Consider the following 25,153-nt stretch of genomic DNA (forward strand, 5'->3'; position numbering starts at 1 on the left):
GCCATTCCGTTGGGGTGCCCTGCTTGTCGGGGCTGAGAGGCCGCGTGCCAACCCATCGAACCTGATCCGGGCAATGCCGGCGTAGGGAACGGAGACAGAGTGGCCCCAGATCGCGCCACATCTCTTTGTCCCATGCCGCATCCCGAAAACGGAGGACGGCATGAAGGGCTCGGCAAGGTTACTGATCATCGCGGGATCCGACAGCGGCGGAGGCGCCGGGATTCAGGCCGATATCAAGACAGCTTCGGCACTGGGGGTCTATGCGGCGACCGCGATCACGGCCATCACCGCCCAGAACACCCAGGGCGTGCAGGCGGCGCAGGCGGTCTCACCCGAGATGGTTGCCCGGCAGATTCGCTCGGTTCTGGATGACATTGGCGCGGATGCGGTCAAAATCGGCATGCTGGGGTCGGCCCGGATCGTGCAGACCGTGGCGACCGAACTGCGCGATTTCGACGGCCCCGTGGTGCTGGACCCGGTCATGGTCGCAAAATCGGGCGACAGGTTGCTGGAATCCGACGCCATCTGCGCGCTGATCGGCCAGTTGCTGCCCCGCGCCACCCTGTTGACCCCCAATCTGCCCGAGGCCGCGCAACTGCTGGACCAGCCATCGGCCAGATCGGCCAACCAGATCTGCGAACAGGGTGCCGCGCTGAAGCGGCTGGGGGCGCGTGCGGTTCTGATGAAGGGCGGACATTCCCCAGATGCGGATTGTACCGACTGGCTGATCAGCGATGAACCGCCGCAGCATTTCACCTCGCCCCGGCTGGCCACATCCAACACCCATGGCACGGGCTGTTCGCTGTCTTCTGCGATCGCTGCGGGCCTGAGCAAGGGCGCATCGCTTGGCGAGGCCGTGCATGACGCCCATCACTGGCTGCATCGTGCAATTGCGCAGGCCGACGGGCTGCAGATCGGCAAGGGCCATGGCCCGGTGCATCATTTCCACGAGGTCTGGGCATGAAAAATCTTTTCACCGTTCTGGGCGCAGGGGTCGCGGGCCTCTGTGTGGCAACCGAACTGACCCGGCGCGGCGCCGCCGTGCAACTGGTCGATCCCGCCGGTCCGGCGGGACAGCATGCCTGTTCATGGTGGGCCGGCGGCATGCTGGCCCCCGATTGCGAAGGCGAAACCGCCGAGGAACCCGTCGTCCGGCTGGGCCGCGAGGCCGAGGGCTGGTGGCAGGCGGCAGGCGTTCCCGTCACCCGCCGCGGATCACTGGTGCTGGCACCGGGGCGCGACCGGGCCGAGCTGGACCGCTTTGCGCGGCGCACCGAAAACCATCGCTGGCTGGATCGCGACGAGTTGGGTCGGGCCGAACCCGCCCTTGCCCCGCGCTTTTCCCGCGCGCTGCATTTCTCGGCTGAATCACATATCTGCCCGCGTGACGCGCTGGACATCCTGACCCGCAGTCTGGCCAGCCAAGGGGTGCCCGTTCAGGCGGATGCACCGCGCGGGCAGATCATTGACTGTCGTGGGCTGGCCGCCGGGGACCGCCTGACCGACCTGCGCGGCGTGCGCGGGGAAATGGCGGTGTTGCGCGCGCCCGAGGTCCAGATATCGCGCCCCGTCAGATTGCTGCATCCGCGCCACCCGATTTACATCGTGCCGCGCGGCGATGGCGTCTACATGCTGGGCGCGACTCAGCTGGAAAGCGAGAATCGCGGCCCGGCGACGCTGCGCTCGGTCGTGGAACTGCTGAACACGGCCTACAGCCTGGACCCGGCCTTTGCCGAAGCCGCCGTGCTGGAACTGGGCGCCGATGCGCGCCCGGCATTCCCCGACAACCTGCCCCGCATCCGCCGTCATGAAGACAGGATCTTCGTGAACGGCCTGTTCCGCCACGGCTTCCTGCTTGCCCCCGCCATGGCGCGGATGGTGGCCGATCTGGTTCTTGAAGGCAAAATCCCCGAGGTGATGGATGAAGATCATGGTGAATGGCACCCCGCATGAGGTCGCCGCAACAACATTGGACGAGGCCTTGACCGAGCTTGGGTTTACCGATGCCCGCTTTGCCACGGCCGTGAATGAATCCTTCGTTCCAGCCGACCGGCGGGGCGATCAGCGACTGGAGGCCGGCGACCGGCTGGAAATCCTGTCGCCGATGCAAGGGGGCTAGGATGGTGCAATTCTATGACTGCGATCTGCCTTCGCGCCTGATGCTGGGCACGGCGCAATATCCCTCTCCGGCCGTATTGGCCGAGGCTTTTCGCCGCTCGGGTGCGGGGATTGCAACTGTCTCGCTGCGCCGCGAGGGCAGCGACAAGGGCGCCGCGCCCTTCTGGCAACTGGTCCGCAATCTCAACGTGCGCCTGCTGCCAAATACTGCCGGCTGCCACAGCGTCCGCGAGGCTGTCACCACCGCCCATATGGCGCGCGAGGTCTTTCAGACCGACTGGATCAAGCTGGAAGTGATCGGTCATCCCGACAGCCTGCAACCCGACCCTTTCGGGCTGGTCGAGGCTGCGCGCATCCTGACCGAAGACGGCTTCAAGGTCTTTCCCTATACCACCGAAGACGGCGTGCTGGCAGGTCGCCTGCTGGATGCCGGGTGCCGCGTCCTGATGCCCTGGGGGGCGCCCATCGGGACCGGGCTGGGTCTGAACAATGTCTATGGGCTGCGGATGCTGCGCGCACAATACCCCGATATCCCCATGGTGATCGACGCCGGTCTTGGCCTGCCCAGCCATGCGGCCAGCGCCATGGAAATGGGATTTGACGCGGTCCTGCTGAACACGGCCGTTGCCAAGGCCGGTGATCCGGCGGCCATGGCCGAGGGCTTTGCCCGCGCCATCGAAGCTGGTCGACTGGCCTTCGAGGCCGACCCGATCGAGCCGCGCGACATGGCCGCGCCCTCGACCCCGCTGATCGGCATGGCGGAACTGGCATGACCCTGGACCGTTTCTATCCGATCTTCGATCATCCCGACTGGCTGGAACTGGCGCTGCCTCTGGGTGTGCGACTGGTGCAGATGCGCATCAAGGATCTGTCGGCGGATGAAACCCGTGCACTGCTGGCCCGAAGTCTTGATCTGTGCCGTGCAGCCGGGGCCACCATGGTCATCAATGACCATTGGCAGCAGGCCATCGACCTTGGCTGTGAATGGGTCCATCTGGGACAGGAGGATCTGGACAGCGCCGATCTGCCCGCCATCCGCAGCCGTGGAATTCGTGTGGGAATTTCCACCCATGACCGCACAGAACTGGGCCGCGCCCTGTCGCTGAAGGCCGATTACATCGCCCTTGGTCCGGTCTGGCCGACGATCCTGAAAAAAATGAAATGGCACGAACAGGGAGTGGACCGCCTGGCCCTGTGGCGGCAGCTCTGCGGGAAGACGCCTCTGGTCGCAATCGGCGGCCTGTCAGTACAACGCGCGCCCGAGGCCTTTGCCGCAGGGGCCGATATCGTTTCTGCCGTGACCGACATCACCCTGCACCCGACACCGTCACGGCGCATCGTTCAATGGCTGGAGGCAACGCGATGAACCGCTATGCACGACAGATCATGCTGCCCGAATTCGGACCCGATGCACAGGCAAGGCTGGCTGCAGCCCGCGTCCTTGTCATTGGTGCCGGAGGTCTGGGTGCGCCGGTTCTGCAATATCTGGCCGGTGCCGGAATCGGTCACATTCGACTGGTCGACCCCGATCATGTCGAAGAGGGAAATCTGCACCGCCAGACATTGTTCCGCATGGGCGATATCGGTCAGCCCAAGGCAAGGGTCGCTGCTGCGACTCTGGCCGGGCTGAACCCGGATTGCCGGATCGAGCCGGTCATTGCCGCCCTTGATCCGGCCAATGTCGCCGGTCTGGCGCAGGGCGTGGATCTGATCCTCGATTGCGCCGACAGCTTTGCCAGCAGCTATATCCTGTCCGATCACGCATGGCGCCATGACATGCCATTGATCTCGGCCTCGGTCATTGGCCAGCAGGGTTATGCCGGAGGGTTCTGCGCCGGCGCTCCCTCCCTGCGCGCGGTCTTTCCGTCGCTGCCCCGACGCGCGGGAACCTGTGCCAGCGAGGGCGTTCTGGGGCCGGTGGTCGGGATCATCGGCGCGATTCAGGCGCAGATGGCGCTGGCGGTTTTGGCCCAGACGGGTGACTCGCCCCTTGGCCGCATCGTCAGCTTTGATGCAAAGACCTATCGTTTTGGCGGCTTTGGATTCCTGAATGCGCCCGAACCCGTGCATGCCGTGCCATTCATTGCCCCTTCCGATCTGACAGCACAGGATCTGGTCATCGACCTGCGCGCACCCGAGGAAGGCCCGCTGGCCACTGCCAATGCGCGACGCATTGCCCCGGACAGAATTGACGCCGACCTTCCGACCCCCAGCCCCGGGGCCAGAACGGTGCTGTGCTGCAAATCAGGTTTGCGCGCATGGCATGCGGCCGAGAGGCTGGCCGACCTGCGTGAGGGGAGTTTTGCCCTGATGGCCATTGGCTAGGAGCGGCGTCGGGACAGCCAGTTCCCGAAACGCCCCCAGCCCCGGAACAACCCGCGCGAGGCGACAGGCTTGAAAACCATCTCGGGGCCTTCGGGGTCCATGATCTCATTCTCGGCCAACCATTCCTCGACCCCGTTCAGATCAGGCAATTCATAATCGGCCAAGCTGCGCCCCTGCCCCACCGGTGAACGCAGCGCCTCGATGGTCGCAATCACGGACCCCCTTTCCTCAAGGCTGCAGGAGACCTCTTCCACGCTGCAGTCCAGATGCTCGGCCAGCAGATCGTTGCGAATCGCGGTGATCCCCCGTCGCACGCCCTCATTGCCGGGCACATCCGCGCCAAGCACCACATCGCATTCGGTATCCAGCCGCAGCGAGCGATTGTTGAAATTGGACGAGCCGATCCGCAGATAGCTGTCGTCCACGATCATCACCTTGGCGTGGATATAGATTTCCTTTCCTGCTGCGGTCAGGGCATGCAGCACGCGCAGCCGGCCATATGTGTCATGCCGGCGCAGAGCCTCGATCAGACAGGCCCGGGCACTGTCCATGGCCTCGCTTTTCAGCCAGCCTTCCGCATGCACCGGATTGACGATGACAATCTCGGGACCGTCGGCTTCGGCCAGCCGTTGTGCCATGGCCCGCGCGATCAGGCGCGAAGCGAAATACTGGCTTTCGGCATAGATGCAGTGACGCGCCCGTGCGATCAGATCCAGATAGACCTGTTCGATCTCATGAATGCCCTCGACCTTGTCATGTTCCGGATGGGTCCGACAGATCCCCAGTTTCACATCACGGAAATTGGGCTGCAAAAGCTGCGGCCAGCAGTCATCTTCGCTCTGCGGCGGGGGCAGGCTTTCGCCCGTGGCAATCCGCCAGCGTTCACGGGCCAGATCGCCGCAGGCACGCGCCGCCGCGCCGTCAAAGGCGCTGGTCGCATCATGCCATGGCGGATGGGCTGCGCCATCGGGACCAATGCGGCCGGGATCGTCGTCCAGATGCTCGCGCCTGTCCCAGCGCCCCGTGGTCATGTCTATCCCGCCGCAGAAGGCGACATTGTCATCAATGGCAACAATTTTCTGGTGATGCGAGCTGGCCAGAGGATGTTTGCTGTCCAGCTGCAGGGTGATGCGTGGATGCGCCTTCCAGCGCAGAACAGTAAGCAGGGTCCGGCCACGAAACAGGGTCTTGAGCGCGCCCTTGTCCCAGCGCAACAGCCTGATTTCCAGCTCCGGGCGACGCTTGGCCAGCCAGAGGATGAAATCGCCCAGATGTTCCGGCCCATCATCATCGCCCGAACCAATCGGAATGCGCGCATCGAAATCCCAGCCGATCAACAGGATGCTTTGCCGCGCCGCCAACATCGCCTGACGCGCCGCGTTGAAATAGGCATCGGCATCCACGATCACCGCAAACCGACCGGCATCTTCGATGCGCCAGCAATTCTGTCCCTCGGACAACAACTGTTCCTGCATCTGCGCCGCCTTTGCCCCCTCATGCACGCGCGTCACATGCGCGCCAACTGCCGAAGGGTAACGGGAAAACGGACCGGCAGGTTCCATTCCGCTGCCGACAGGCGCGATATGCCCCTGCCGAGGTCTTCAAAGACGCCCCGGAGCGTGGTCCAGGCTGCGTCGGTCCGCCGCAGCTTTGCGGGCCGGTCGCGCGCCCCTTGCAACATGAGCCTCAGGAGGCTCGAAGGGGCGCTACGCCCGGATGATTCCGGCTAGGCCTCCGCCTGCGCATCAGCTTCCGCAACGGCCAGCCGCGCCAGTTCCAAGGCCGCACTGCGATCTGCGGCCACAGCGATGAAACGCGCATTGTGGCAGAATTTCGCGCCGGGAACGCCCGAGGCGGCCTCCAACGCGGCATCCGTCAGCCCGGCCCATGAGGCAGGCAGGTCGGCACGCAGGGCAAACCCCTCGGGGTCGCGGCGAATACCGGCCAGCATCCAGTCGGTCTCGCGCGGGTGAACCACGAACAGCATGTGATCTGCCCCGGCCTTGTCGATGGCCGAGCGGAAGGGCATGCCCATGGGCAACTCAAGGATCGGACTGTCACCTGCCGCCGCGATCGCCTGCATGACGACCGCCTCGGCACGCAGCTTGGCGGCCTTGCGGGCTATGGCGGCCTCGACAAAGGCGCGGGCAATGGTCAGGGCACCGTCAAAGGCGCGGTTTTCGGCCTCGTCACCGCGCTGGTCAAAGACCGGCTTCAGGCTTTCCAGAAGCACCGGCAGGGACAGATCCCCCAGCGGACCCGAGGGCGACAGCGCGCCATTGTCCACCAGATCGACGGGCAATACGAAATCGGCGTCAAAGGAGGCATGAACCGGCGCCAGATCATCCTCGGGCAGACCCGACGCGCGCAGGTAATCCATACCGAACTGCCGCCAGATCAATCCGAAAGAGCTGTAGGGCTGGCCGTCGTCGCGCAGGGGCGGGTTCTTCTGGTGATGGTCAAAGATCAGGCGGGCCGGATCATGGTCGCGCCCGACATCATAGATCACCCGATCCGGGGCCGGGGTGATCCATTCCGCATCACGGGACCGCACGATCCGCGCCTGCGGATAAAGCCGGGTCAGGATGACCGAGGACAGAAGTTCGTCGGCATGGAAACCGCCGGAATGGGTAACAAGATAGGCAATGCTCATGGTCAGTCCCGAAAAAGAAATGACCGCCCGAAGGCGGTCGTCATGGAAGCAAAGGCCCGAAAGCCCAATCCCCGAACCGGACATATCCATGATCCGGCCCGAAACCTGCAGAAATTCGTCGCGATCAATGCGTCCAGGGCATACGGCGGTCGGTTGCGAAATTCTCGCCATAACCGCGCATGCGCACATTCGCGCGGCGTTTGTGAGGTTCCAGAACCTCGAATTCCAGCCCGTGGTCGCGGGCATAATCCTCGGCCTGCTTGCGGGTGTCGAAACGCAGCCGCACCTGGCTTTGGGTGTCGTCGCTGCTGGTCCAGCCCATCAGCGGATCGATCTCGCGCGGATCGGCGGCGGGGAACTCAAGCAACCATCCCTTGCTGCGCGCAGTGCCGGATTGCATGGCGTTGCGGGCGGGCTGATAAATGCGGACACGCATGGCTGGCTTCCTCTGGCTTGGACCGTGCATCTTATCGCCAATGCGGCAGGCCGGTTCAAGCCCCCCGTCCCCTTGCCCGGTCACAAAAAGGCAAGCTTCGCCCGGGGGAATGCTTGTCAGGGGCCGACAGGACACTATCATCGGGGCCGTCTGCCCGTTCGGGAAGGATGTGACGTGAAACCCTCTGCCCTGTTTCCGGCATTTGCCGGTCTTGCCCTGATGGCCGCCTGCACCGAAACCGCTCCCCCGCAACCTCTTCGCTGTTCGGAGCAGTTCCATCACCAGTTGGTCGGCAAGAATATCGGCGAGGTCACCCTGCCCGATGCCCTGCGGCGGCGAATCATCATCCCCGGTGCCATTCCCGGACCGGTCGAAGACCCCGCGCGGCTGAACATCCATGTCGATGACAAGGGCTGGATCATCGACGCCGGCTGCGGCTGATCCCTTAGCGGCGGCGCTTGGAACGTTTGTTACCCCCGCGCTGCCCTGCGCGACCCGCCGTCGAACGCCCCGAACTGCCGACAGCGGCCTCGACCGCCTCGCGCACGGCGGATTGACGCGACAGCGGGTCGTCCGAGACGACCAGATCGACCGCCTCCAGACGCTTGACCTCATCACGCAATCGCGCAGCCTCCTCGAACTCCAGATCCTCGGCGGCCTTGCGCATCTGCACCCGCAGCGCCTCCAGATGCGCCTGCAGATTGGCCCCGACCAGTGGTTTGTCGACCTTGGTGGTGACGCGCGACTGATCGGTGTCGCCCTGCCACAATCCCGACAGGACGTCATCGATATTCTTGCGGATGGTGGTCGGGGTGATGCCGTGTTTCTCGTTATAGGCAATCTGCTTTTCGCGGCGACGCTCGGTTTCGGCGATGGCGCGTTCCATGCTGCCGGTCACGCGGTCAGCATACATGATCACCCGTCCCTCGGCGTTCCGCGCGGCCCGCCCGATGGTCTGGATCAACGAGGTTTCGCTGCGCAGGAAGCCCTCCTTGTCGGCATCAAGAATTGCCACAAGTCCGCATTCGGGAATGTCCAGCCCCTCGCGCAGCAGGTTGATCCCGACCAGAACATCAAAGGCACCCAGCCGCAAATCGCGCAGGATCTCGATCCGCTCGATGGTGTCGATATCGCTGTGCATATAGCGGATGCGGATGCCCTGCTCATGCAGATATTCGGTCAGATCCTCGGCCATGCGTTTGGTCAGCGTCGTGACCAATGTGCGATAGCCTGCGGCAGTGACACGGCGCACCTCGTCCAGCAGATCATCGACCTGCATCTCGACCGGGCGGATCTCGATCTCGGGGTCGATCAACCCGGTCGGACGGATGACCTGCTCGGTAAAGACGCCGCCTGTCTGATCCATCTCCCATCGTGCCGGAGTTGCGCTGACAAAGACCGATTGCGGGCGCATGGCGTCCCATTCCTCGAATTTCAGCGGCCGGTTGTCCATGCAGGACGGCAGGCGGAAGCCATGCTCGGCCAGCGTCAGCTTGCGCCGGAAGTCGCCGCGATACATGCCGCCGATCTGGGGCACGCTGACATGGCTTTCATCGGCGAAAACAATGGCATTGTCGGGGATGAACTCGAACAAGGTGGGGGGCGGTTCACCCGGTGCCCGCCCGGTCAGATAGCGGGAATAGTTCTCGATCCCGTTGCAGACGCCAGTGGCCTCCAGCATCTCGAGATCGAAATTCGTGCGCTGCTCCAGCCGCTGCGCCTCCAGCAGCTTGCCCTCGGCCTGAAACTGCTTCAGCCGTTCGACCAGTTCCTTGCGGATGCCCTTGATCGCCTGCTGCATGGTCGGGCGCGGCGTCACATAGTGGCTGTTGGCGTAAATCCGGATCTGCTTGAAGTTATCGGTCTTCACCCCGGTCAGCGGGTCGAACTCGACAATCGCCTCCAGCTCATTGCCAAAGAAGTCGAAACGCCAGGCGCGGTCCTCAAGGTGGGCCGGCCAGACCTCGACCACATCACCGCGCACCCGGAAACCGCCGCGCTGGAACGAGGTATCCAGCCGCTTGTATTGCTGGGCGACCAGTTGCCCCAGGAACTCTCGCTGGTCGTAGCTTTCCCCGACCACCATATCCTGAGTCATGGCCGAATAGGTTTCGACCGAGCCGATGCCGTAAATGCAGCTGACCGAGGCGACGATGATCACGTCATCGCGTTCCAGCAGCGCCCGGGTGGCCGAGTGACGCATCCGGTCGATGGCCTCGTTGATCTGCGATTCCTTCTCGATATAGGTATCGCTGCGGGCCACATAGGCTTCTGGCTGGTAATAGTCGTAAAAGCTGACGAAATATTCGACCGAGTTGTCAGGGAAAAAGCCCTTGAACTCGCCGTAAAGCTGGGCCGCCAGGGTCTTGTTCGGGGCCAGAATGATCGCCGGGCGCTGGGTCTCTTCGATCACCTTGGCCATGGTATAGGTCTTGCCGGTGCCCGTCGCACCCAGCAGGACCTGATCGCGTTCCCCGTCCAGAATGCCACGGGTCAGTTCGGCAATCGCAGTCGGCTGATCGCCGGCCGGCTGGAACTCGGAATTCATGACAAAACGTTTCCCGCCTTCCAGCTTGGGGCGAGAGACTTCGGGAAAACGCGCGACGGGCGCGTTGGTATTGTTGTGACCCATGAGGCAGCCCTATTGTCGCAGGAACCCTCAACCTGTGTCTTGCGCCGCAAAAGTCAACCTTGCGCGGCGCAACCGATGATCAGCGTTTCAGGCGTCCCGGCGCAAGCTCGGCCCAGCCCTGCCCGCCATCCAGCTCATCGGCAAGAATTTCCGATGTCACCGGCCCCAGTGTAAAGCCCTGATGCCCATGCCCGAAATGCGCCCAGAGATTGGGTTGATCTGGCACACGGCCCACCACCGGCAACATGTCCGGCATGCAGGGACGACGGCCGGTCCAGGGTTCCGCCTCGACCGGGGCTCCGATATCGAACAGTTCTTTCGCGGCTTCTTCACCATGGCGCAGTTGCGGGGGCGTCAGCCGCGGGTTGCGTGTCAGTTCGGCTGCGGTGGCGATCCGAAGCCCGCGCCGCATGGGTGACAGGACAACCGAGTTGCCGAAATCGGCGATCGGATGCTGGGGCGGCACATCCATGTGATAATGGCGATGATAGCCGCGCTTGTAGACCATCGGCACCTTCAAGCCGAAACGGCCCAGCAGCATTGGCGACCACGGTCCCAGCGCCACGACGGCATGTTCGGCCTGTGCCTCATCCGCAACCCAGGCGGCCCCCTTGCGATGCAGATCGCCTGCATCGCCGTTCAGGATACGCCCGCCATTCTTCTGGAACAGCGCTGCATAGGCCGCCACCAATGCGCCCGGATCGGAACAGTTCCAGGCGTCCGACCAATGGGTTGCCCCGGCAATATCGACCTTGATCGACGGCTCCAGCGCGCGCAGCTGGGCACTGTCCAACAGAGTGGATTCGACGCCGAACTCGGTCTTGAAACGCTCGACCACACCGCGCGCCTTGTCCAGCTTGGCCTGTGTGCGGTGCAATTCGATATAGCCGTTGCGGCGAATGATATTGTCCGCGCCCGATGCCGCCACCAACGGCTCATGACGTTCGGTGGACTGGCGGATCAGCTTGCCCCAGGTCTTCGAGGCCCGCCGATGCGCCGCCGGAAGAGAGTTTCGGGCATAGGTCAGCACCGCACCGGCCTGAGACAGCAGGCCGGGGATGTTCCATTTCACGTCATAGCCGCGACCCAGCGCGATCTGCAGCAGGCTGCCCGGCGCCAGCGGCATGGCATAGGGCTCGACCGCTTCGGTCTGGATCAATCCGGCATTGCCATAGCTGGTTTCACGACCCGGCGCGTTGCGATCGATGATCGTCACGTCATGCCCGCGCGCCTGAAGCGACAACGCGGTTGTGACCCCGACCATTCCTGCACCAAGAACCAGAACCTCGGACATGACTGCCTCCTTGCCAAACTTCTGACGAGGGATGCAGATTCCGCCATCCTACGGCAAGAATTTTCGCGCAATCTTCGACAGTCGTCGAAAACTTTGCAAGATTCAGGCGAAAAGCTCGCGACAGAAGGTCAAAGCTTCGACAAGAGCGTCCACTTCTGCCGTCGTATTATACATCGCAAAAGAGGCCCGCGCGCTGGCATTGATTCCATAGAAATCCATCAACGGCATGGCGCAATGGCTGCCGGCGCGGATCGCGATGCCCTTCTTGTCCAGGATCGTCGACAGATCATGGGCGTGGGCACCCTGCATGGTCATCGAAAAGATCGCGCCCTTGTTGGCCGCATCGCCCTGGATGTTCAGCCAGTTCAGCTTGCGCAGGCTGGCACGGGCGTGATCGCGCAGCACGCGTTCATGTGCGGCGATGTTGTCCATGCCGATCTGCATCAGGTATTCCAATGCCGCGCCCAGCCCGATCTGATTGACGATGCCCGGCGTTCCGGCCTCGAAACGCAGCGGCGGATCGGCATAATCGATGGCGTCGCGGGTGACGGTGCGGATCATGTCGCCACCGCCAAGAAAGGGGCGCATCTCGGCCTGCCGTTCGGCACGGATCCAGATCGCACCCGACCCCGAGGGACCATAGAGCTTGTGCCCCGTGATGCAGTAGAAATCGCAGCCGATCGCGCCGACATCCACCTTCATGTGAACCGAGGCCTGAGACCCGTCGACCAGCACCGGCACATCCGTGCCCTGCGCGATCGCAGCGACATCGACCACCGTGCCGGTCACATTCGACATATGCGTGACGGCGACCAGCCTGGTGCGCGGCCCGATAGCGGCCAGCACCTTTTCCGCCGGCAGGCTGCCATCGGCTTCGGGTTCGACCCATTTCAGAACCACGCCCTGTCGCTCGCGCAGGAAATGCCAGGGGACGATATTGGCGTGATGTTCCAGAACCGACAGCACGATTTCATCGCCGGCCTCAAGCCGGGGGGCGGCCCAGCCATAGCTGACCAGATTGATCCCTTCAGTCGCGCCCGAGGTGAAGATGACCTCATCCTCGCGCGGGGCCGACAGAAAGCGGGCAATCGTGGCGCGCACGCTTTCGTAATTGTCCGTCGCCAGATTGGACAGGTAATGCAGCCCGCGATGCACATTGGCATATTCGCCTGAATAGGCGGTGGTGATGGCGTCGATCACCTGTCGGGGCTTTTGCGCACTTGCGCCGCTGTCCAGATAGATCAGCGGCTTGCCGTTGACCTCACGCGACAGGATCGGGAAATCCGAACGGATCTTCTGGACGTCAAAGCTCATTGCGCTATCTCCGGAAACAGGCCGAATGCCGCGGCCAGCACCGATAGCGCAAAGCCAGCAAGAAAGGCCGTCGCGACAAGGCCCAGGAATACTTTAGGGCTGCTGCGGAAACCATGCAGCGCCTTGGTGAAATGCACGGTCAGCCACAGGAACAGCGCAATCGCCATGATGCCAAGGATGCCGGCAAAGGGCGGCAGGATGACCGAAGCAACGACCTGCACCACCTGCACGACCAGCAGCACCACCTCGATCCAGACGGTCAGCAGCAGCGCATCGGCGAAATTGCCATGCCCGCCACAAAGCCGGCCCACCGCCGCCATCAGACCGGCGGCCAGAACAATCGCGCAAAGCTGCATGACCGCCATGGCCAGCGGCTGCGCGGTCAGCGACAGGACCATGACCTCGCCATCAGGCAAGGGGAACATCTGAGACGACAGCCATGCCAGTATCGCCGACAAGGCAACGGCCAGAAACAGCCCCATCCAGCGCACCTGCATGGGCAGACCTGCGCCCATCAGCATGCGTGCGGCCGCCTCGGGGTTGCGAAAGGTCAGCCCCAACAGGGCTTTCATGTCACCAAAGCTCATTTTTGCCTCGCCAGAGCAGATATTCCGCCACACCAGATGCCCAGGAAACCCAGCCCGGCAACAATCTGCACCAAAGTCAGCGCCGGCCCCGGACCGATCATGCCGCCCACAAGCCCCCACAGCAGCATGGCCGGTGACACCGCCAGCAAGGCCCAGAACAGCGCCAGCCGCGAATCCTCGGCAGACAGACGCCAAGGTGTCAGCCGCAGCACGAAGGACAGCAAGGAAGCCAGAGCATAGGCCAGCAGCGGCATCAGGAACAGCACCGCCAGCAAGGCCCCGCTCATGCGGGCCTCGAAGGGAACCGAGGGGTCCAGCTGGGCCTCGCGTGCGCGCAACGGCGCCTGAGCGATCAGAAAGATCAGCATTGCGACCATCAGCACGACCAGCTTGACCCGTTCGGGCATGGCCGACAGGCCCCGCACCACCCGGCGCGGGGCCCACCAGCTTGCCATGATACGCGGCAACATGCCGCCGCGTGTCACTGTTTGGCGCGCAGGGTCAGCCAAGCTTCCAACCGATCATTGATCTGTTCACGCAGAACCTCGTCCTCGATCTCTTCCAGCGCATCGGCCAGGAAGGACAGCACAAGGAACACGATGGCGCGTTCATAGGGCACCCCGCGCGAGCGCAGGTAGAACAGGGCCGTTTCGTCAATGGCCCCGGTCGTGGAACCATGAGAACATTTCACGTCATCGGCATAGATTTCCAGCTCGGGCTTGGCAAGGAACTGGCTGGCCTCGTCCAGAAGAAGAGCCTGGCTGATCTGGTAGCCATCGGTTTTCTGCGCCCCCGGCTTGACCAGAATCTTGCCCTGGAACACGCCGGTCGCACCGTTCTTCAGCACCTTCTTGAAGACCTGACGGCTTTCGCAGCGTTCGGCCCGATGGGTCACGAAAACCGTGTCGTCGTGATGGAAGGCCCCGACATGGCCGTCACCCAGCGCCGCAGCGGCGATATGGGCTACGGCATCGTCACCGATGATATCAATGATGCCTTCATTTCGCATCACCGTGCCATTGACCGACAGCGCAAAGGATTTGAATTGGGCCTCGGCATCGACGCGGGCAAAGATATGGGACAGCCCCACCGCCTGATGATCGGCGCGCTTCGAGCTGATCAGATGCAGTTTCGCGCCCCTGGCCAGATCGGCTTCGACCACGCCGTTCGCACGTGCGCCCGTCATGCCGGTTTCCAGCAGGGTCAGTTCAGCACCTGTCTCGACGCGAATGACGTGATGCCAATGCACATCGGCCGCCTCGTCAGCGCGACGATGGATGATATGCACGGGCTTTCCGGGCTTGCCGGTCACATGGATCAGCACGCCGTCGCGTGCGGCAACCGTGTTCAGCGCGGCAAAGGGTCGTCTGACCGGCGACTGACCGGCCGCCTCGAGGCTGCCATAAAGATCAGCGGCCCAATGCTCTGCGTTTGCATCGGCATTGGCCAGAGTCTCGATGGTAATGCCGTCCAGCGCCAGATCATCCGAGGAGGCAGCATCAAAGACACCATCCACGAAAACCAGCGTCAGACGGTCCAGATCGGTGAACAGCGGCGAATCGGCAGCCTCGGGATCGAACTCCAGCGTTTTGGGCGACACGGCGTTGAAGGGGCGCGGGTCGGTATAGCGCCAGTATTCGTCGCGCGGGCCGGGCAGCCCCATGTCACGCAGGCGCGTCAAAGCCTCTCGGCGCGCAGCGGCAGTGAACCCGCCTGTCGGCAGCGACAGCGCGGCAAGGCGCGCATCCAGGGCATCGGATGCCTTGGATGCGGTGCGAGCCTGCGGCGTCACTTCCTTTGGTTTGACAGCAGTTTCCGACATCAGCCAGCCTCCGCCAACAGATCGCCATAGCCTTCTTCTTCAACCTGCAGCGCCAGCTCGGGGCCGCCGGATTTGACGATGCGGCCATTGGACATGATGTGGACGACATCGGGCTGAATGTGATTCAGCAGGCGTTGATAGTGGGTGATGACCAGAAAGCTGCGGTTCTCGTTGCGCAGGGCATTCACACCGTCCGAAACCAGACGCATCGCATCGACATCAAGACCGGAATCGGTTTCGTCCATGATGCACATCCGCGGCTCCAGCATGGCCATCTGCAGGATCTCGTTGCGCTTTTTCTCGCCGCCGGAGAAACCGACATTGACCGGGCGCTTCAGCATGTCGGCGTCGATCTTCAGATCCTTCGCCTTGGCGCGCACGACCTTGAGGAATTCGCCCGAGGACATTTCTTCCTCGCCGCGTGCCTTGCGCTGCGCGTTCACGGCGGTGCGCAGGAAGGTCATATTGCCGACACCGGGAATTTCGACCGGATACTGGAATGCCAGGAACAGCCCGGCCGCTGCGCGTTCTTCGGGGTCCATGTCCAGCAGATCCGCGCCTTCCAGCGTCGCGCTGCCTTCGGTCACCTCATAGCCGTCACGGCCCGACAGGACATAGGAAAGGGTCGATTTGCCTGAACCATTCGGGCCCATGATGGCATGAACCTGACCGTTCGGAACCTCGAGGCTCAACCCCTTCAGGATCTGTTTGTCTTCTTCTTCAAGCTTGACGTGCAAGTTGTCGATCTTAAGCATTTTTACCTCATCAGATGGTGGCGGCGGTGCCGTTCCTCCGGCACCATCATCATTTCGTCATGCACCCTGAAACGGGCGAGTTAACCAACCGAGCCTTCAAGGGAAATCGCCACAAGCGCCTGGGCTTCCATGGCAAATTCCATCGGCAGCGCCTGCAGGACATCGCGGCAGAAACCGTTCACGACCAGCGCGACGGCCTCTTCCTCGTCCATCCCGCGCGAGCGGCAATAGAACAGCTGGTCGTCATCGACCTTGCTGGTCGTGGCTTCGTGCTCGACCCGGCTGCTGGTGTTCTTGACCTCGATATAGGGCACCGTATGCGCCCCGCATTTGTCGCCGATCAGCAGGCTGTCGCATTGAGTATAGTTGCGGCTGTCGCTGGCGCGGGGATGCATGCTGACCAACCCGCGATAGGTGTTCTGCGCCTGCCCCGCCGAGATGCCCTTGGACACGATGCGCGAGCGCGTGTTCTTGCCCAGATGGACCATCTTGGTGCCGGTATCGGCCTGCTGCCAGTTGTTCGCGATGGCGATGGAATAGAATTCGCCCTGCGATTCATTGCCCCGCAGAATGCACGAGGGATATTTCCAGGTGATCGCGGAACCGGTCTCGACCTGAGTCCACATGACCTTGGCGCGATCCTCGCGGCAATCGGCGCGCTTGGTCACGAAGTTATAGATCCCGCCCTTGCCGTCTTCATCACCGGGGAACCAGTTCTGCACGGTCGAATATTTGACCTCGGCATCTTCCAGAATCACGATTTCCACGACCGCTGCGTGCAATTGATTCGTGTCGCGCTTGGGAGCCGTGCAGCCTTCGAGATAGCTGACATAGGAACCCTTGTCGGCGATGATCAGGGTCCGCTCGAACTGGCCGGTGTTCTCCGCGTTAATACGGAAATAGGTCGACAACTCCATCGGGCAGCGCACGCCCGGCGGCACATAGACGAAGGAACCGTCCGAGAATACCGCGCTGTTCAACGTGGCGAAGAAGTTGTCCGACTGCGGCACAACGCTGCCCAGATATTTCTTGACCAGTTCCGGATGTTCGCGGATGGCTTCGCTGATCGAGCAGAAGATGACACCGGCCTTGGCCAGCTCGTCCTTGAAGGTCGTGCCGACGCTGACGCTGTCGAACACCGCGTCCACGGCGACCTTGCGACCCTCTGCGGGGGCGGCATCTGCGCCTTCGACCCCGGCCAGAATCATCTGTTCTTTCAGCGGGATACCCAGCTTTTCATAGGTCGCCAACAGCTTGGGATCAACCTCGTCCAGCGATTTGGGCTTTTCTTCCATGCTCTTGGGGCGCGCATAGTAATACTGATCCTGAAAATCGATTTCGGGATAGTTCAGCATCGCCCATTTCGGTTCGGTCATGGTGACCCAGCGGCGATAGGCTTCCAGCCGCCAGTCCGTCATCCATTCCGGTTCGCCATTCTTTTCCGAGATCAGACGGACGATATCTTCATTCACGCCCTTGGGGGCGTATTCCATCTCGATCTCGGTATTCCAGCCATATTTGTAGCTGCCCATGTTCTGCACGGTCTCGACCGTTTCGCGGTCGACACCTTCACGCACATCAAGATCGGTGGTGTCGGTCATCTCGTGTCCTTCCTGAGGCCCGGCATCCCGCCTAGCCATTCCTGTCGCGCCAGCGTGAATACGCGGTTTCCCACGCATCCGCAAATCGGTTCATCTGATCATCACCCAAAGCCGGGCTTATGGATATCCTGATCGCGGATTGCGCTTGCTTATCATCAAATCCCATTGCCTGAAGAACACCGCTGGCCCTGACCTTACCCGATGAACATGCCGAACCCGCCGAAACGGCAAAGCCCGCCAGGTCCATCTGCATGACCTGCGTTTCTCCCTTCCACGCCGATGTAAGAATGCAAGAGGTGTTCGGCAAGCGGCGGGCCTGTTTTCCTGCGATTCGAATATCGGGATGGGCAGAGATCAGCCGCGCCTCAAGCGCATCACGCCTTTGGGCAACCTCGTCCCACAAACCGGCCTCCAGATCGCGCTGCGCGGCCTCTGCCGCCGCGGCAAAGCCGGCTATGCCGATCAGGTTCTCGGTGCCCGCGCGACGGCCCTGCTCTTGCCCGCCGCCCCGGATCATTGCGGCCAGATCGGTGCCCTTCTTCAGGATCAGTGCCCCGATCCCCTTCGGGCCGCCCAGCTTGTGCGCGCTGACGAAGCCGGCCTCGATCCCCAGCCAGTTGAAGGCCAGGGGGATCTTGCCGAAAGCCTGGGTCAGATCGCTGACGGCCAGCCCCGAAGGCAGCGCCTGCAAGACGCCGGTTTCGCTGTTGGCCAGCTGCAGCGTCGAGCGCGCCGGATCGGCAACGGTCACGATTCCATGCGAATCGACCGGCAGAACCGCGTTGCACCATGCCTTGACCGCATCATGTTCGACAGCAGCGCAATCCAGGTCGCGATGGGCCAGCACCATTGCTGCTGCCTCGGTCGCGCCCGAGGTAAAGACCACATCCGCCCCATCCGCGCCAATGGCATGGGCGATGCTTTCGCGGGCGCGCTCCATCGCCATCTTCGCGGCGCGACCCTCGGCATGAACCGATGAGGGATTGCCGGTCATGTCCATGGCCTCGACCATTGCCGCGCGCGCCTCGGGGCGCAACGGCGTGGTTGCATTCCAGTCCAGATACAGCCGGCTCATTGCAGCGCCTCGGAAATCTCCTGCGCCAGACGGCGGGCAACATCGCCCTTGGGCATGCGCGGCCACATCTGGGCACCGCTGTCACGGATGACGGTCACGGCATTGTGCTGGCCGCCCATGACTCCACTGTCGGGGCTGACATCATTCGCCACGATCCAGTCACAGCCCTTGCGGCGACGCTTGGCGGTCGCATTCTCGACAACGTCATCCGTCTCGGCGGCAAAACCGACCACCAGTTCCGGCCGCTTCAGCCCCAGACGGCTGACCCATGCCAGAATATCGGGATTCTCGGTCATTTCCAGCGCGGGCGGCTGGCCCGAGCCATCCTTCTTCATCTTGTGATCCGCTGCATTGGTCACGCGCCAATCGGCCACCGCCGCGGCCATGACCGCAATATCGGCAGGCAGGGCCGAATCCACGGCATCGCGCATCTCGCGCGCGGTCTCGACCTGCACCACCTTCACCCCGTCGGGCGGCGCGACACTGGCCGGTCCGGTCACGAAGGTCACCCGCGCGCCCAGATCGCGCAGCGCCTCGGCAATCGCGCGTCCCTGCGCCCCCGAGGAACGGTTGGCGATATAGCGCACCGGATCGATCGGCTCATGGGTCGGCCCCGAGGTCACCACCGCATGGCGCCCCGCCAGCGGCCCGCCCTGAACCTTGGTTTCCGGCAACAGCTTCAGCGGTTGCGACACGGGAATCAGCGCAGAACGGATCGCCTCCAGAATGTCCTCGGGTTCGGACATGCGCCCGGCCCCGAATTCTCCGCAGGCCATGTCGCCCTCGTCCGGGCCGATCACCTGAATCCCGTCCTGACGCAGCATCTGCAGATTACGTTGCGTCGCCGGGTGGTTCCACATCCGCACATTCATCGCCGGGGCGATCAGCACCTGCTTGTCCGTCGCCAGCAGCAGGGTCGAGGCCAGATCATCGGCCAGACCATTGGCCATTTTGGCCATCAGATCCGCCGTGGCCGGAGCCACCACCACCAGATCGGCGTTTCGCGAAAGCTGAATATGCCCGATCTCGGCCTCGGTCGAGATATCGAACAGACCGTCATGCACGGCCTCGCCCGCCAGCACCGATACGGTCATCGGTGTGGTGAATTGCGCCGCTGCCGAGGTCAGGACCGGCGTCACGGCCATGCCCTCTGCCCTGATCAACCTGATCAGCTGAGGCACCTTGTAGGCAGCGATTCCGCCACCGATGATCAACAGGATCCGTTTGCCGTCCATATCGCCCCCGAAATTCTAGGCGACAGATAGTGCGGTCCGCGCCATGCCGCAAGGAAGCCCGGGCGTTAACCACTCGTTAAACCTCGCCGGTTAACCGTTTCGCAATATTCGAAAGGGGGCAGGATGGTCGCCATCGCCTATTCGGTAGCGTTCGAAGGGATCGAGGCAAGGCTGGTCGAGGTGCAATGTTCGGCCTCGCCCGGCCTGCCCGGCTTTGCGATTGTCGGCCTGCCCGACAAGACCGTCAGCGAAGCAAGGGAACGGGTCCGCGCCGCCTTCGGGGCATTGTCGATCGCCATGCCCAACAAGAAGCTGACCGTGAACCTCTCCCCTGCCGATCTTCCCAAGGAGGGCTCCCATTTCGATCTGCCCATCGCACTGGCGGTGCTGGCGGCACTGGACATCATCCCGCACGAGGAGTTGTCGCGCTGCGTCTGCATGGGCGAGCTGGCGCTTGATGGCCGGCTGGTCGGTGTTGCGGGTGCCCTGCCCGCCGCAATGGCCGCCGCCGAGGAGGAGCGCGCACTGATCTGCCCGGCCTCTGCCGGTCCCGAGGCCGCCTGGGTCAGATCCGTCCCGGTCATCGCCGCAGGGTCGCTACGCACCGTTGTCGATCACCTGACCGAGCGCAAGCCGATTGCCCCGGCCGCGCCCGGTGTCATTTCGCGCGATGCGCCTGCGGGCTGCCTGTCCGACATCAAGGGTCAGGAACGCGCCAAACGGGCACTGGAGATCGCAGCCGCCGGGCGGCACCATCTGTTGATGGTCGGCCCGCCCGGAGCCGGAAAATCCATGCTGGCCTCGCGTCTGGTCGGATTGATGCCGCCGCTGACACCCGCTGAAGCGCTGGAAACCTCCATGATACATTCTCTGGCGGGGACATTGCGCGACGGAGGCATTTCGCGCCACGCGCCCTATTGTGACCCCCATCACAGCGCATCGATGGCGGCGATTGTCGGCGGCGGACGCAGCGCGCAGCCGGGCCAGATCAGCCTGGCACATAACGGCGTCCTGTTCATGGACGAACTGCCCGAATTTTCGCGACAGGTTCTGGAGACGCTGCGCCAACCCATCGAGACCGGCGAAGTCGTCATTGCCCGCGCCAACCGGCATGTGCGCTATCCCTGCCGGTTCCTGCTGGTGGCGGCGGCGAATCCCTGTCGCTGCGGACATCTGGCCGATGCGTCGCGGGCCTGCGCACGCGCGCCAGGCTGCGGAGAAGATTATCTTGGCAAGATATCAGGGCCGTTGATGGACCGCTTTGACATACGGCTGGAAGTTCCGGCGGTCAGCTTTCTGGAACTGGAACTGCCAGCCGGTGGAGAGCCCAGCACAGCGGTCGCCGCCCGTGTCACCGCAGCGCGCGAGATCCAGCGGGCCAGATTTCGCGACCTGCCCCGATTGCGGGCCAATGCCGATGCATCGGGAGCGATTCTGGATGAAATCGCCGCGCCCGACAGTGCCGGACGCGCTCTGATCCTCAAGGCGTCAGAGAAGCTGGGGCTGACCGCGCGCGGCTATCACCGTATCCTGCGCACCGCCCGAACGATCGCTGACCTGGAGGGTTCGGACAAGGTGCTTGGTCCGCATCTGGCCGAGGCCATCAGCTATCGTCTGCCCTTTGTCAGCGGCGGCTAGGCTTTTGCCACCTTGCGCTCGATGGCCTCCCAGATCGCGGCGGTGGCATTGATGCCATCGAAACGTTCCAGTTCCTGCAGACCGGTGGGCGAAGTCACATTGATCTCGGTCAACCAGCCGTCGATCACGTCGATTCCGGTGAACAGCAGGCCCTTTTCGCGCAGGACAGGGGCGATGCGTTTGCAGATTTCATGCTCGCGCTCGGTCAGACCGATCTTTTCGGCGCGGCCACCGACATGCATGTTCGAGCGCGCCTCGCCTTCCTGGGGAACACGGTTTATGGCCCCGACAGGCTCTCCATCGACAAGGATGATCCGCTTGTCGCCCTTGACCACCGCGGGCAGATATTTCTGCGCGATCATCGGTTCGCGATTGATGTCTGCAAAGGTTTCCAGCAGTGCCGAGAGGTTCGGATCACCGGGACGCAGATGGAAGACACCGGCACCGCCATTGCCATAAAGCGGCTTGACGATGATCTCTCCGTGACGTTCACGGAAGGCGCGGAAGGCCGCCGGATCGCGCGCAATCATGGTCGGCGGGGTCAGATCCGGGAAATCCAGAACCATCAGCTTTTCCGGGCAGTTCCGCACCCAGAACGGATCATTCACCACCAGGGTCCCGGGATGCACACGGTCCAGCAAATGCGTCGAGGTCACATAGGCCATGTCGAAGGGGGGATCCTGACGCAGCCAGATGACGTCGAACTCGGTCAACTCCACCTCGGCCCAGTCACCAAAGACGACATGATCGCCCTGCTTGCGCCGCAGAGTGACGGGACGCCCGCGGGCAATGACGCGGCCCTCGTCATAGCGCAGCTGGTCCACGGTATATTGAAACAGCCGGTGACCACGCGCCTCGGCCTCCAACCCGATGCGGAACGTGCTGTCCGCGTCAATCACGACATCCTCTAGGGGATCCATCTGCAAGGCTACGTAAAGACTCATGGCGCGCTCCTGATATGCGACGCACGCCTTGTCGCCTGATGACATTTCGGATGCAAGAGGCCCGCTCAGCCGCTGGCAAAGGCATTTCGGATGATCTCGACCCGCCCCATGGCATCGACCAGCGCGGCATCGAAACGCATCTCGCTGTCCATGCCAGAGGGCAAGGCCGCACAATATTCGATCGCGGCATTGCATATCCGGTCCATCTGCGCGCGGTTCAGGCGTTGCGCGGCGACATCATGGCTGCGCGCCTGCTTGACCTCGACAAAGACCATGCAGGCCCCGTCGCGGGCAATCAGATCCACCTCTCCGCTGGCGCCACGCCATCGTCGATGCAGCAGTTCCATACCCTGCGCCTGCAATCTGTCTGCCACCAGATCCTCGGCCATGGCACCCGACAGATTGGCCAGCCTGCCCCGCCTCTGCCGCGGCGACGGGTCGCTCGTCCTTGACATCAATCGCCCCCTTGCAGCGGCGAATGCCGCCGCTATTCGTCCCTGTCCTGCGCTTCCCTGGCCAGTTCCAGCGCGGTCTGATAGACATCACGACGGGCCAGCCCCAGTTCGTTCGCCACCTCACGCGCGGCGTCCTTGACCGTCATCCGGCCCAGCCGTGACGTCAGTGCCTCGTTCAGATCGACGGGCTTCACCTCGGCGGTCGTGCCGCGGTCCAGCAACATCACCACCTCGCCCTTCAGCGAGGCCATGCGCGGGTCATCGGCCAGTTCGCGGGCTGTTCCCCGGATCACCTCCTCGAATTTCTTGGTCAGTTCGCGCGCCACCACGGTCACGCGGTCGGGATCAATCTCACATAATTGTTTCAACGTCTGGTTAACGCGGCGCGGGCTTTCGAACAGGATCACCGTCGCGTCCAGAGACGCCCATTGCCGCAGCCATGTCGTGCGCGCGCCCTTGGTGGCCGGCGGGAACCCCGCGAACAGAAAGCGGTCGCTAGGCAGCCCCGACAGGCTGAGCGCGGCCAACGCGGCCGAGGGCCCCGGCACGACATGCACGCGCGCGCCCTCTTCCGCCGCGTCGCGCGCCAGCCGATAGCCCGGATCTGCCACCAGCGGCGTGCCTGCGTCCGAGGCATAGGCGACGCTGGCCCCTTCCTTCAGGGCCTGCATCAATGCGGGACGGGCGCGGTCCGCATTGTGGTCGTGATAGGACAGGATCCGTCGTCCCCGCAACGGCACGCCATGAATGTCCATCAGGTGACGCATCACCCGCGTATCTTCGGCGGCCAGCATATCGGCACAGTTCAGCACATCCAGCGCGCGCAGGGTAATGTCGCGCGCCGCGCCGATGGGAGTGGCAACCAGATACAATCCCGCCTCCAGCCGGTCGCTCTGGATGTGGGCCTGCAGCCGTCGTGCGGGTTCGATCTGGTTTTTTTCGCTCATCACCTTGTTCCTTGCCGCGTCGGAGCCTCCCGACAATTGCCAATCAGGGCCGTTCCCAATAGGCTGCGATCAGCCTGACCGGCACAAGTTCATTTTTCAGGGAAGTTTCACATGTTCGCATCTGCCACAACCCGGCCCGGCCTTGGCCTGCGCCGCGCAATTACGCGCGCCGGGGCCGTCATTTCCGCATTTTTCCTTGCCGCCTGTGATCCCTCTGGCTTCAGTGAACAGGCCACCGGTCCCAGCATCGGCCAGCAGATCGACCCCAGCCAGCCGGTGCGCATCGCCCTGCTGGCACCCGGCGGCAGTGGATCGGACAATCTGGAATGGCTGGCGCGCAGCCTCAAGAACTCGGCGCGCATGGCCGCCGCGGATGCCCAGGGCGCGGTGATCGACCTGCAGATCTATGACACTGGCGGAGATGCCGGCCGTGCGGTCGCCCAGGCCAATGCCGCTGCCGATGCGGGCGCGCAGATCATCATCGGCCCGCTGTTCGCCGAAGCGGCCAATGCCGTGGGTCACGCAATGCGTCCGCGCAACATCAACGTGCTGTCGTTCTCGAACAATGCCGAGATCGCCGGCGGCAATGTGTTCGTTCTGGGCAACAGTTTCGAGAATGTCGCGGACCGGCTGGTCAGCTATGCGGTGAAGAACGACAAGCGCAACATCTATGTCGTTGCCGAAGACGACATTGCCGGTCAGATCGGCGGTAGAGCGATTGAGACGGCCATTGCGCGCAACGGTGCCAGACTGGCCGGGCGCACCAATCACCCTGTCTCGGTCAGCGGCATCGACGCCGCCACACCGCAAATCGTTGCGGCGGCTCGCTCGGGTCAGGTCGATTCCGTGTTCATGACCGCGAACAATCAGGCGGTTCTGCCCTATCTGACCGAGAAACTTGCCGCCGCAGGCGTCACCTCGCAGGTCACGCAGCTCATGGGGCTGACCCGTTGGGACCAGCCGGGATCGCGCGTTTCCCTGCCGCAGCTTCAGAACGGCTGGTTCGCGATTCCCGACCAGAGCCTGCAGTCGCAATTCGAATCCCGCTACAAGGCCGCCTATGGTGAACAGCCCCACGAGCTTGCCTCGCTGGGATATGATGGCGTGGCTGCCGTCGCCTCGCTGGTGCGGGCAGGCAAGAAGAACGCGGTGACCACTGCAGGTCTGACCCAGACTTCGGGCTTTGCCGGGGTTGGCGGCATTTTCCGCCTGCGCCCCGACGGAACCGCGCAGCGCGGTCTGGCCGTGGCAACGATTCGCGGCAATCAGGTCCTGATCCTTGATCCGGCACCGCGCAGCTTTGGCGGTTACGGCTTCTGACC

General features: G+C 63.3%; 25 protein-coding genes and 1 riboswitch. Of the genes, 9 read left to right on the forward strand and 16 right to left on the reverse strand.

Features of this window, described 5'->3' with window-relative positions; all coding sequences use genetic code 11:
- Positions 1 to 105, forward strand: a riboswitch (TPP riboswitch).
- Between the two features lie 55 nt (positions 106 to 160).
- Genes thiD through JHW44_RS10680 form a run of 6 tightly spaced genes read left to right on the forward strand, consistent with a single transcriptional unit; the run spans position 161 to position 4,443 of the window.
- Positions 161 to 964 (forward strand): bifunctional hydroxymethylpyrimidine kinase/phosphomethylpyrimidine kinase, encoded by an 804-nt coding sequence (gene thiD, locus JHW44_RS10655; RefSeq protein WP_089344507.1) that lies wholly within the window; start codon positions 161 to 163, stop codon positions 962 to 964.
- Positions 961 to 1,953 (forward strand): FAD-dependent oxidoreductase, encoded by a 993-nt coding sequence (locus JHW44_RS10660; RefSeq protein ID WP_089344506.1) that lies wholly within the window; start codon positions 961 to 963, stop codon positions 1,951 to 1,953. Before thiD ends, JHW44_RS10660 begins: the two co-directional genes overlap by 4 nt.
- Positions 1,931 to 2,119: a sulfur carrier protein ThiS gene (gene thiS / locus JHW44_RS10665; RefSeq protein ID WP_419182503.1), complete on the forward strand. Its 189-nt coding sequence runs from the start codon at positions 1,931 to 1,933 to the stop codon at positions 2,117 to 2,119. The genes JHW44_RS10660 and thiS overlap by 23 nt, the downstream gene beginning before the upstream one ends.
- 1 nt (position 2,120) lies before the next feature.
- Positions 2,121 to 2,891 (forward strand): thiazole synthase, encoded by a 771-nt coding sequence (locus tag JHW44_RS10670; RefSeq protein WP_089344504.1) that lies wholly within the window; start codon positions 2,121 to 2,123, stop codon positions 2,889 to 2,891.
- Complete coding sequence (locus JHW44_RS10675) at positions 2,888 to 3,484, forward strand: thiamine phosphate synthase (RefSeq protein ID WP_089344503.1); 597 nt, start codon at positions 2,888 to 2,890, stop codon at positions 3,482 to 3,484. The genes JHW44_RS10670 and JHW44_RS10675 overlap by 4 nt, the downstream gene beginning before the upstream one ends.
- On the forward strand, positions 3,481 to 4,443 hold the full coding sequence (locus tag JHW44_RS10680) for a HesA/MoeB/ThiF family protein (RefSeq protein WP_089344502.1): 963 nt from the start codon (positions 3,481 to 3,483) through the stop codon (positions 4,441 to 4,443). Before JHW44_RS10675 ends, JHW44_RS10680 begins: the two co-directional genes overlap by 4 nt.
- On the opposite strand, the gene JHW44_RS10685 is transcribed toward JHW44_RS10680, so the two are convergent.
- From JHW44_RS10685 to JHW44_RS10695, 3 genes are all read right to left on the reverse strand, one after another.
- On the reverse strand, positions 4,440 to 5,918 hold the full coding sequence (locus tag JHW44_RS10685; protein WP_089344598.1) for a phospholipase D-like domain-containing protein: 1,479 nt from the start codon (positions 5,916 to 5,918) through the stop codon (positions 4,440 to 4,442). The genes JHW44_RS10680 and JHW44_RS10685 overlap by 4 nt on opposite strands.
- 251 nt (positions 5,919 to 6,169) lie before the next feature.
- Positions 6,170 to 7,096 (reverse strand): MYG1 family protein, encoded by a 927-nt coding sequence (locus JHW44_RS10690; protein ID WP_089344597.1) that lies wholly within the window; start codon positions 7,094 to 7,096, stop codon positions 6,170 to 6,172.
- A 124-nt stretch (positions 7,097 to 7,220) separates the two neighbouring features.
- A complete protein-coding gene (locus JHW44_RS10695) occupies positions 7,221 to 7,532 on the reverse strand; it encodes an ETC complex I subunit (RefSeq protein WP_089344501.1) in 312 nt (103 codons plus the stop codon).
- A 174-nt stretch (positions 7,533 to 7,706) separates the two neighbouring features.
- On the opposite strand from JHW44_RS10695, the gene JHW44_RS10700 reads away from it, so the two are divergent.
- The gene (locus tag JHW44_RS10700; protein WP_089344500.1) at positions 7,707 to 7,973 is read left to right on the forward strand and encodes a hypothetical protein; all 267 of its coding nucleotides are present in this window, start codon (positions 7,707 to 7,709) and stop codon (positions 7,971 to 7,973) included.
- A gap of 4 nt (positions 7,974 to 7,977) precedes the next feature.
- On the opposite strand, the gene uvrB is transcribed toward JHW44_RS10700, so the two are convergent.
- The 10 genes from uvrB to coaBC all read right to left on the reverse strand — a co-directional run bounded on the left by uvrB (position 7,978) and on the right by coaBC (position 19,847).
- Positions 7,978 to 10,164 (reverse strand): excinuclease ABC subunit UvrB, encoded by a 2,187-nt coding sequence (gene uvrB, locus JHW44_RS10705; protein WP_089344499.1) that lies wholly within the window; start codon positions 10,162 to 10,164, stop codon positions 7,978 to 7,980.
- A 79-nt stretch (positions 10,165 to 10,243) separates the two neighbouring features.
- Positions 10,244 to 11,458, reverse strand: a complete 1,215-nt coding sequence (locus tag JHW44_RS10710; RefSeq protein ID WP_089344498.1) for an NAD(P)/FAD-dependent oxidoreductase — start codon at positions 11,456 to 11,458, stop codon at positions 10,244 to 10,246.
- A gap of 102 nt (positions 11,459 to 11,560) precedes the next feature.
- Positions 11,561 to 12,772: an aminotransferase class V-fold PLP-dependent enzyme gene (locus JHW44_RS10715; RefSeq protein ID WP_089344497.1), complete on the reverse strand. Its 1,212-nt coding sequence runs from the start codon at positions 12,770 to 12,772 to the stop codon at positions 11,561 to 11,563.
- Positions 12,769 to 13,359 carry a YIP1 family protein gene (locus JHW44_RS10720; RefSeq protein ID WP_089344496.1) on the reverse strand — a complete coding sequence of 197 codons (591 nt, stop codon included), beginning with the start codon at positions 13,357 to 13,359 and terminating at the stop codon, positions 12,769 to 12,771. Before JHW44_RS10720 ends, JHW44_RS10715 begins: the two co-directional genes overlap by 4 nt.
- Positions 13,356 to 13,829 (reverse strand): hypothetical protein, encoded by a 474-nt coding sequence (locus JHW44_RS10725; protein WP_245847121.1) that lies wholly within the window; start codon positions 13,827 to 13,829, stop codon positions 13,356 to 13,358. The genes JHW44_RS10720 and JHW44_RS10725 overlap by 4 nt, the downstream gene beginning before the upstream one ends.
- Before the next feature lie 11 nt (positions 13,830 to 13,840).
- The gene (locus tag JHW44_RS10730; protein WP_089344494.1) at positions 13,841 to 15,181 is read right to left on the reverse strand and encodes a SufB/SufD family protein; all 1,341 of its coding nucleotides are present in this window, start codon (positions 15,179 to 15,181) and stop codon (positions 13,841 to 13,843) included.
- A complete protein-coding gene (gene sufC, locus JHW44_RS10735; protein ID WP_089344493.1) occupies positions 15,181 to 15,936 on the reverse strand; it encodes a Fe-S cluster assembly ATPase SufC in 756 nt (251 codons plus the stop codon). Before sufC ends, JHW44_RS10730 begins: the two co-directional genes overlap by 1 nt.
- Positions 15,937 to 16,016: 80 nt before the next feature.
- On the reverse strand, positions 16,017 to 17,537 hold the full coding sequence (gene sufB, locus JHW44_RS10740; RefSeq protein ID WP_089344492.1) for a Fe-S cluster assembly protein SufB: 1,521 nt from the start codon (positions 17,535 to 17,537) through the stop codon (positions 16,017 to 16,019).
- Between the two features lie 31 nt (positions 17,538 to 17,568).
- Complete coding sequence (locus JHW44_RS10745; protein WP_089344491.1) at positions 17,569 to 18,612, reverse strand: cysteine desulfurase family protein; 1,044 nt, start codon at positions 18,610 to 18,612, stop codon at positions 17,569 to 17,571.
- On the reverse strand, positions 18,609 to 19,847 hold the full coding sequence (gene coaBC, locus JHW44_RS10750; protein ID WP_089344490.1) for a bifunctional phosphopantothenoylcysteine decarboxylase/phosphopantothenate--cysteine ligase CoaBC: 1,239 nt from the start codon (positions 19,845 to 19,847) through the stop codon (positions 18,609 to 18,611). Before coaBC ends, JHW44_RS10745 begins: the two co-directional genes overlap by 4 nt.
- 123 nt (positions 19,848 to 19,970) lie before the next feature.
- On the opposite strand from coaBC, the gene JHW44_RS10755 reads away from it, so the two are divergent.
- Complete coding sequence (locus tag JHW44_RS10755) at positions 19,971 to 21,485, forward strand: YifB family Mg chelatase-like AAA ATPase (RefSeq protein ID WP_089344489.1); 1,515 nt, start codon at positions 19,971 to 19,973, stop codon at positions 21,483 to 21,485.
- Here the strand turns inward: JHW44_RS10755 and gshB are convergent.
- From gshB to rsmI, 3 genes are all read right to left on the reverse strand, one after another.
- A complete protein-coding gene (gene gshB, locus JHW44_RS10760; RefSeq protein WP_089344488.1) occupies positions 21,482 to 22,429 on the reverse strand; it encodes a glutathione synthase in 948 nt (315 codons plus the stop codon). The two genes, JHW44_RS10755 and gshB, sit on opposite strands and share 4 nt — an antisense overlap.
- 65 nt (positions 22,430 to 22,494) lie before the next feature.
- On the reverse strand, positions 22,495 to 22,884 hold the full coding sequence (locus JHW44_RS10765; RefSeq protein ID WP_089344487.1) for a YraN family protein: 390 nt from the start codon (positions 22,882 to 22,884) through the stop codon (positions 22,495 to 22,497).
- Between the two features lie 32 nt (positions 22,885 to 22,916).
- Positions 22,917 to 23,831 (reverse strand): 16S rRNA (cytidine(1402)-2'-O)-methyltransferase, encoded by a 915-nt coding sequence (gene rsmI / locus JHW44_RS10770; RefSeq protein WP_089344486.1) that lies wholly within the window; start codon positions 23,829 to 23,831, stop codon positions 22,917 to 22,919.
- Positions 23,832 to 23,942: 111 nt separating this feature from the next.
- Between rsmI and JHW44_RS10775 the strand changes: the two genes are divergently transcribed.
- A complete protein-coding gene (locus JHW44_RS10775; RefSeq protein WP_089344485.1) occupies positions 23,943 to 25,151 on the forward strand; it encodes a penicillin-binding protein activator in 1,209 nt (402 codons plus the stop codon).
- The last annotated feature ends 2 nt before the right edge of the window (positions 25,152 to 25,153 follow it).

The organism is Paracoccus seriniphilus (assembly GCF_028553745.1).
In the GTDB taxonomy this organism is placed as follows: domain Bacteria; phylum Pseudomonadota; class Alphaproteobacteria; order Rhodobacterales; family Rhodobacteraceae; genus Paracoccus; species Paracoccus seriniphilus.

What these genes read in the sequence shown, in the direction of transcription:
- thiD (WP_089344507.1), top strand. Translation starts at nt 161, where the DNA reads ATGAAGGGCTCGGCAAGGTTACTGATCATCGCGGGATCCGACAGCGGC.
- JHW44_RS10660 (WP_089344506.1), top strand. Translation starts at nt 961, where the DNA reads ATGAAAAATCTTTTCACCGTTCTGGGCGCAGGGGTCGCGGGCCTCTGT.
- thiS (WP_419182503.1), top strand. Translation starts at nt 1,931, where the DNA reads ATGGTGAATGGCACCCCGCATGAGGTCGCCGCAACAACATTGGACGAG.
- JHW44_RS10670 (WP_089344504.1), top strand. Translation starts at nt 2,121, where the DNA reads ATGGTGCAATTCTATGACTGCGATCTGCCTTCGCGCCTGATGCTGGGC.
- JHW44_RS10675 (WP_089344503.1), top strand. Translation starts at nt 2,888, where the DNA reads ATGACCCTGGACCGTTTCTATCCGATCTTCGATCATCCCGACTGGCTG.
- JHW44_RS10680 (WP_089344502.1), top strand. Translation starts at nt 3,481, where the DNA reads ATGAACCGCTATGCACGACAGATCATGCTGCCCGAATTCGGACCCGAT.
- JHW44_RS10685 (WP_089344598.1), bottom strand. Translation starts at nt 5,918, where the DNA reads ATGCAGGAACAGTTGTTGTCCGAGGGACAGAATTGCTGGCGCATCGAA.
- JHW44_RS10690 (WP_089344597.1), bottom strand. Translation starts at nt 7,096, where the DNA reads ATGAGCATTGCCTATCTTGTTACCCATTCCGGCGGTTTCCATGCCGAC.
- JHW44_RS10695 (WP_089344501.1), bottom strand. Translation starts at nt 7,532, where the DNA reads ATGCGTGTCCGCATTTATCAGCCCGCCCGCAACGCCATGCAATCCGGC.
- uvrB (WP_089344499.1), bottom strand. Translation starts at nt 10,164, where the DNA reads ATGGGTCACAACAATACCAACGCGCCCGTCGCGCGTTTTCCCGAAGTC.
- JHW44_RS10710 (WP_089344498.1), bottom strand. Translation starts at nt 11,458, where the DNA reads ATGTCCGAGGTTCTGGTTCTTGGTGCAGGAATGGTCGGGGTCACAACC.
- JHW44_RS10715 (WP_089344497.1), bottom strand. Translation starts at nt 12,772, where the DNA reads ATGAGCTTTGACGTCCAGAAGATCCGTTCGGATTTCCCGATCCTGTCG.
- JHW44_RS10720 (WP_089344496.1), bottom strand. Translation starts at nt 13,359, where the DNA reads ATGAGCTTTGGTGACATGAAAGCCCTGTTGGGGCTGACCTTTCGCAAC.
- JHW44_RS10725 (WP_245847121.1), bottom strand. Translation starts at nt 13,829, where the DNA reads ATGTTGCCGCGTATCATGGCAAGCTGGTGGGCCCCGCGCCGGGTGGTG.
- JHW44_RS10730 (WP_089344494.1), bottom strand. Translation starts at nt 15,181, where the DNA reads ATGTCGGAAACTGCTGTCAAACCAAAGGAAGTGACGCCGCAGGCTCGC.
- sufC (WP_089344493.1), bottom strand. Translation starts at nt 15,936, where the DNA reads ATGCTTAAGATCGACAACTTGCACGTCAAGCTTGAAGAAGAAGACAAA.
- sufB (WP_089344492.1), bottom strand. Translation starts at nt 17,537, where the DNA reads ATGACCGACACCACCGATCTTGATGTGCGTGAAGGTGTCGACCGCGAA.
- JHW44_RS10745 (WP_089344491.1), bottom strand. Translation starts at nt 18,612, where the DNA reads ATGAGCCGGCTGTATCTGGACTGGAATGCAACCACGCCGTTGCGCCCC.
- coaBC (WP_089344490.1), bottom strand. Translation starts at nt 19,847, where the DNA reads ATGGACGGCAAACGGATCCTGTTGATCATCGGTGGCGGAATCGCTGCC.
- JHW44_RS10755 (WP_089344489.1), top strand. Translation starts at nt 19,971, where the DNA reads ATGGTCGCCATCGCCTATTCGGTAGCGTTCGAAGGGATCGAGGCAAGG.
- gshB (WP_089344488.1), bottom strand. Translation starts at nt 22,429, where the DNA reads ATGAGTCTTTACGTAGCCTTGCAGATGGATCCCCTAGAGGATGTCGTG.
- JHW44_RS10765 (WP_089344487.1), bottom strand. Translation starts at nt 22,884, where the DNA reads ATGTCAAGGACGAGCGACCCGTCGCCGCGGCAGAGGCGGGGCAGGCTG.
- rsmI (WP_089344486.1), bottom strand. Translation starts at nt 23,831, where the DNA reads ATGAGCGAAAAAAACCAGATCGAACCCGCACGACGGCTGCAGGCCCAC.
- JHW44_RS10775 (WP_089344485.1), top strand. Translation starts at nt 23,943, where the DNA reads ATGTTCGCATCTGCCACAACCCGGCCCGGCCTTGGCCTGCGCCGCGCA.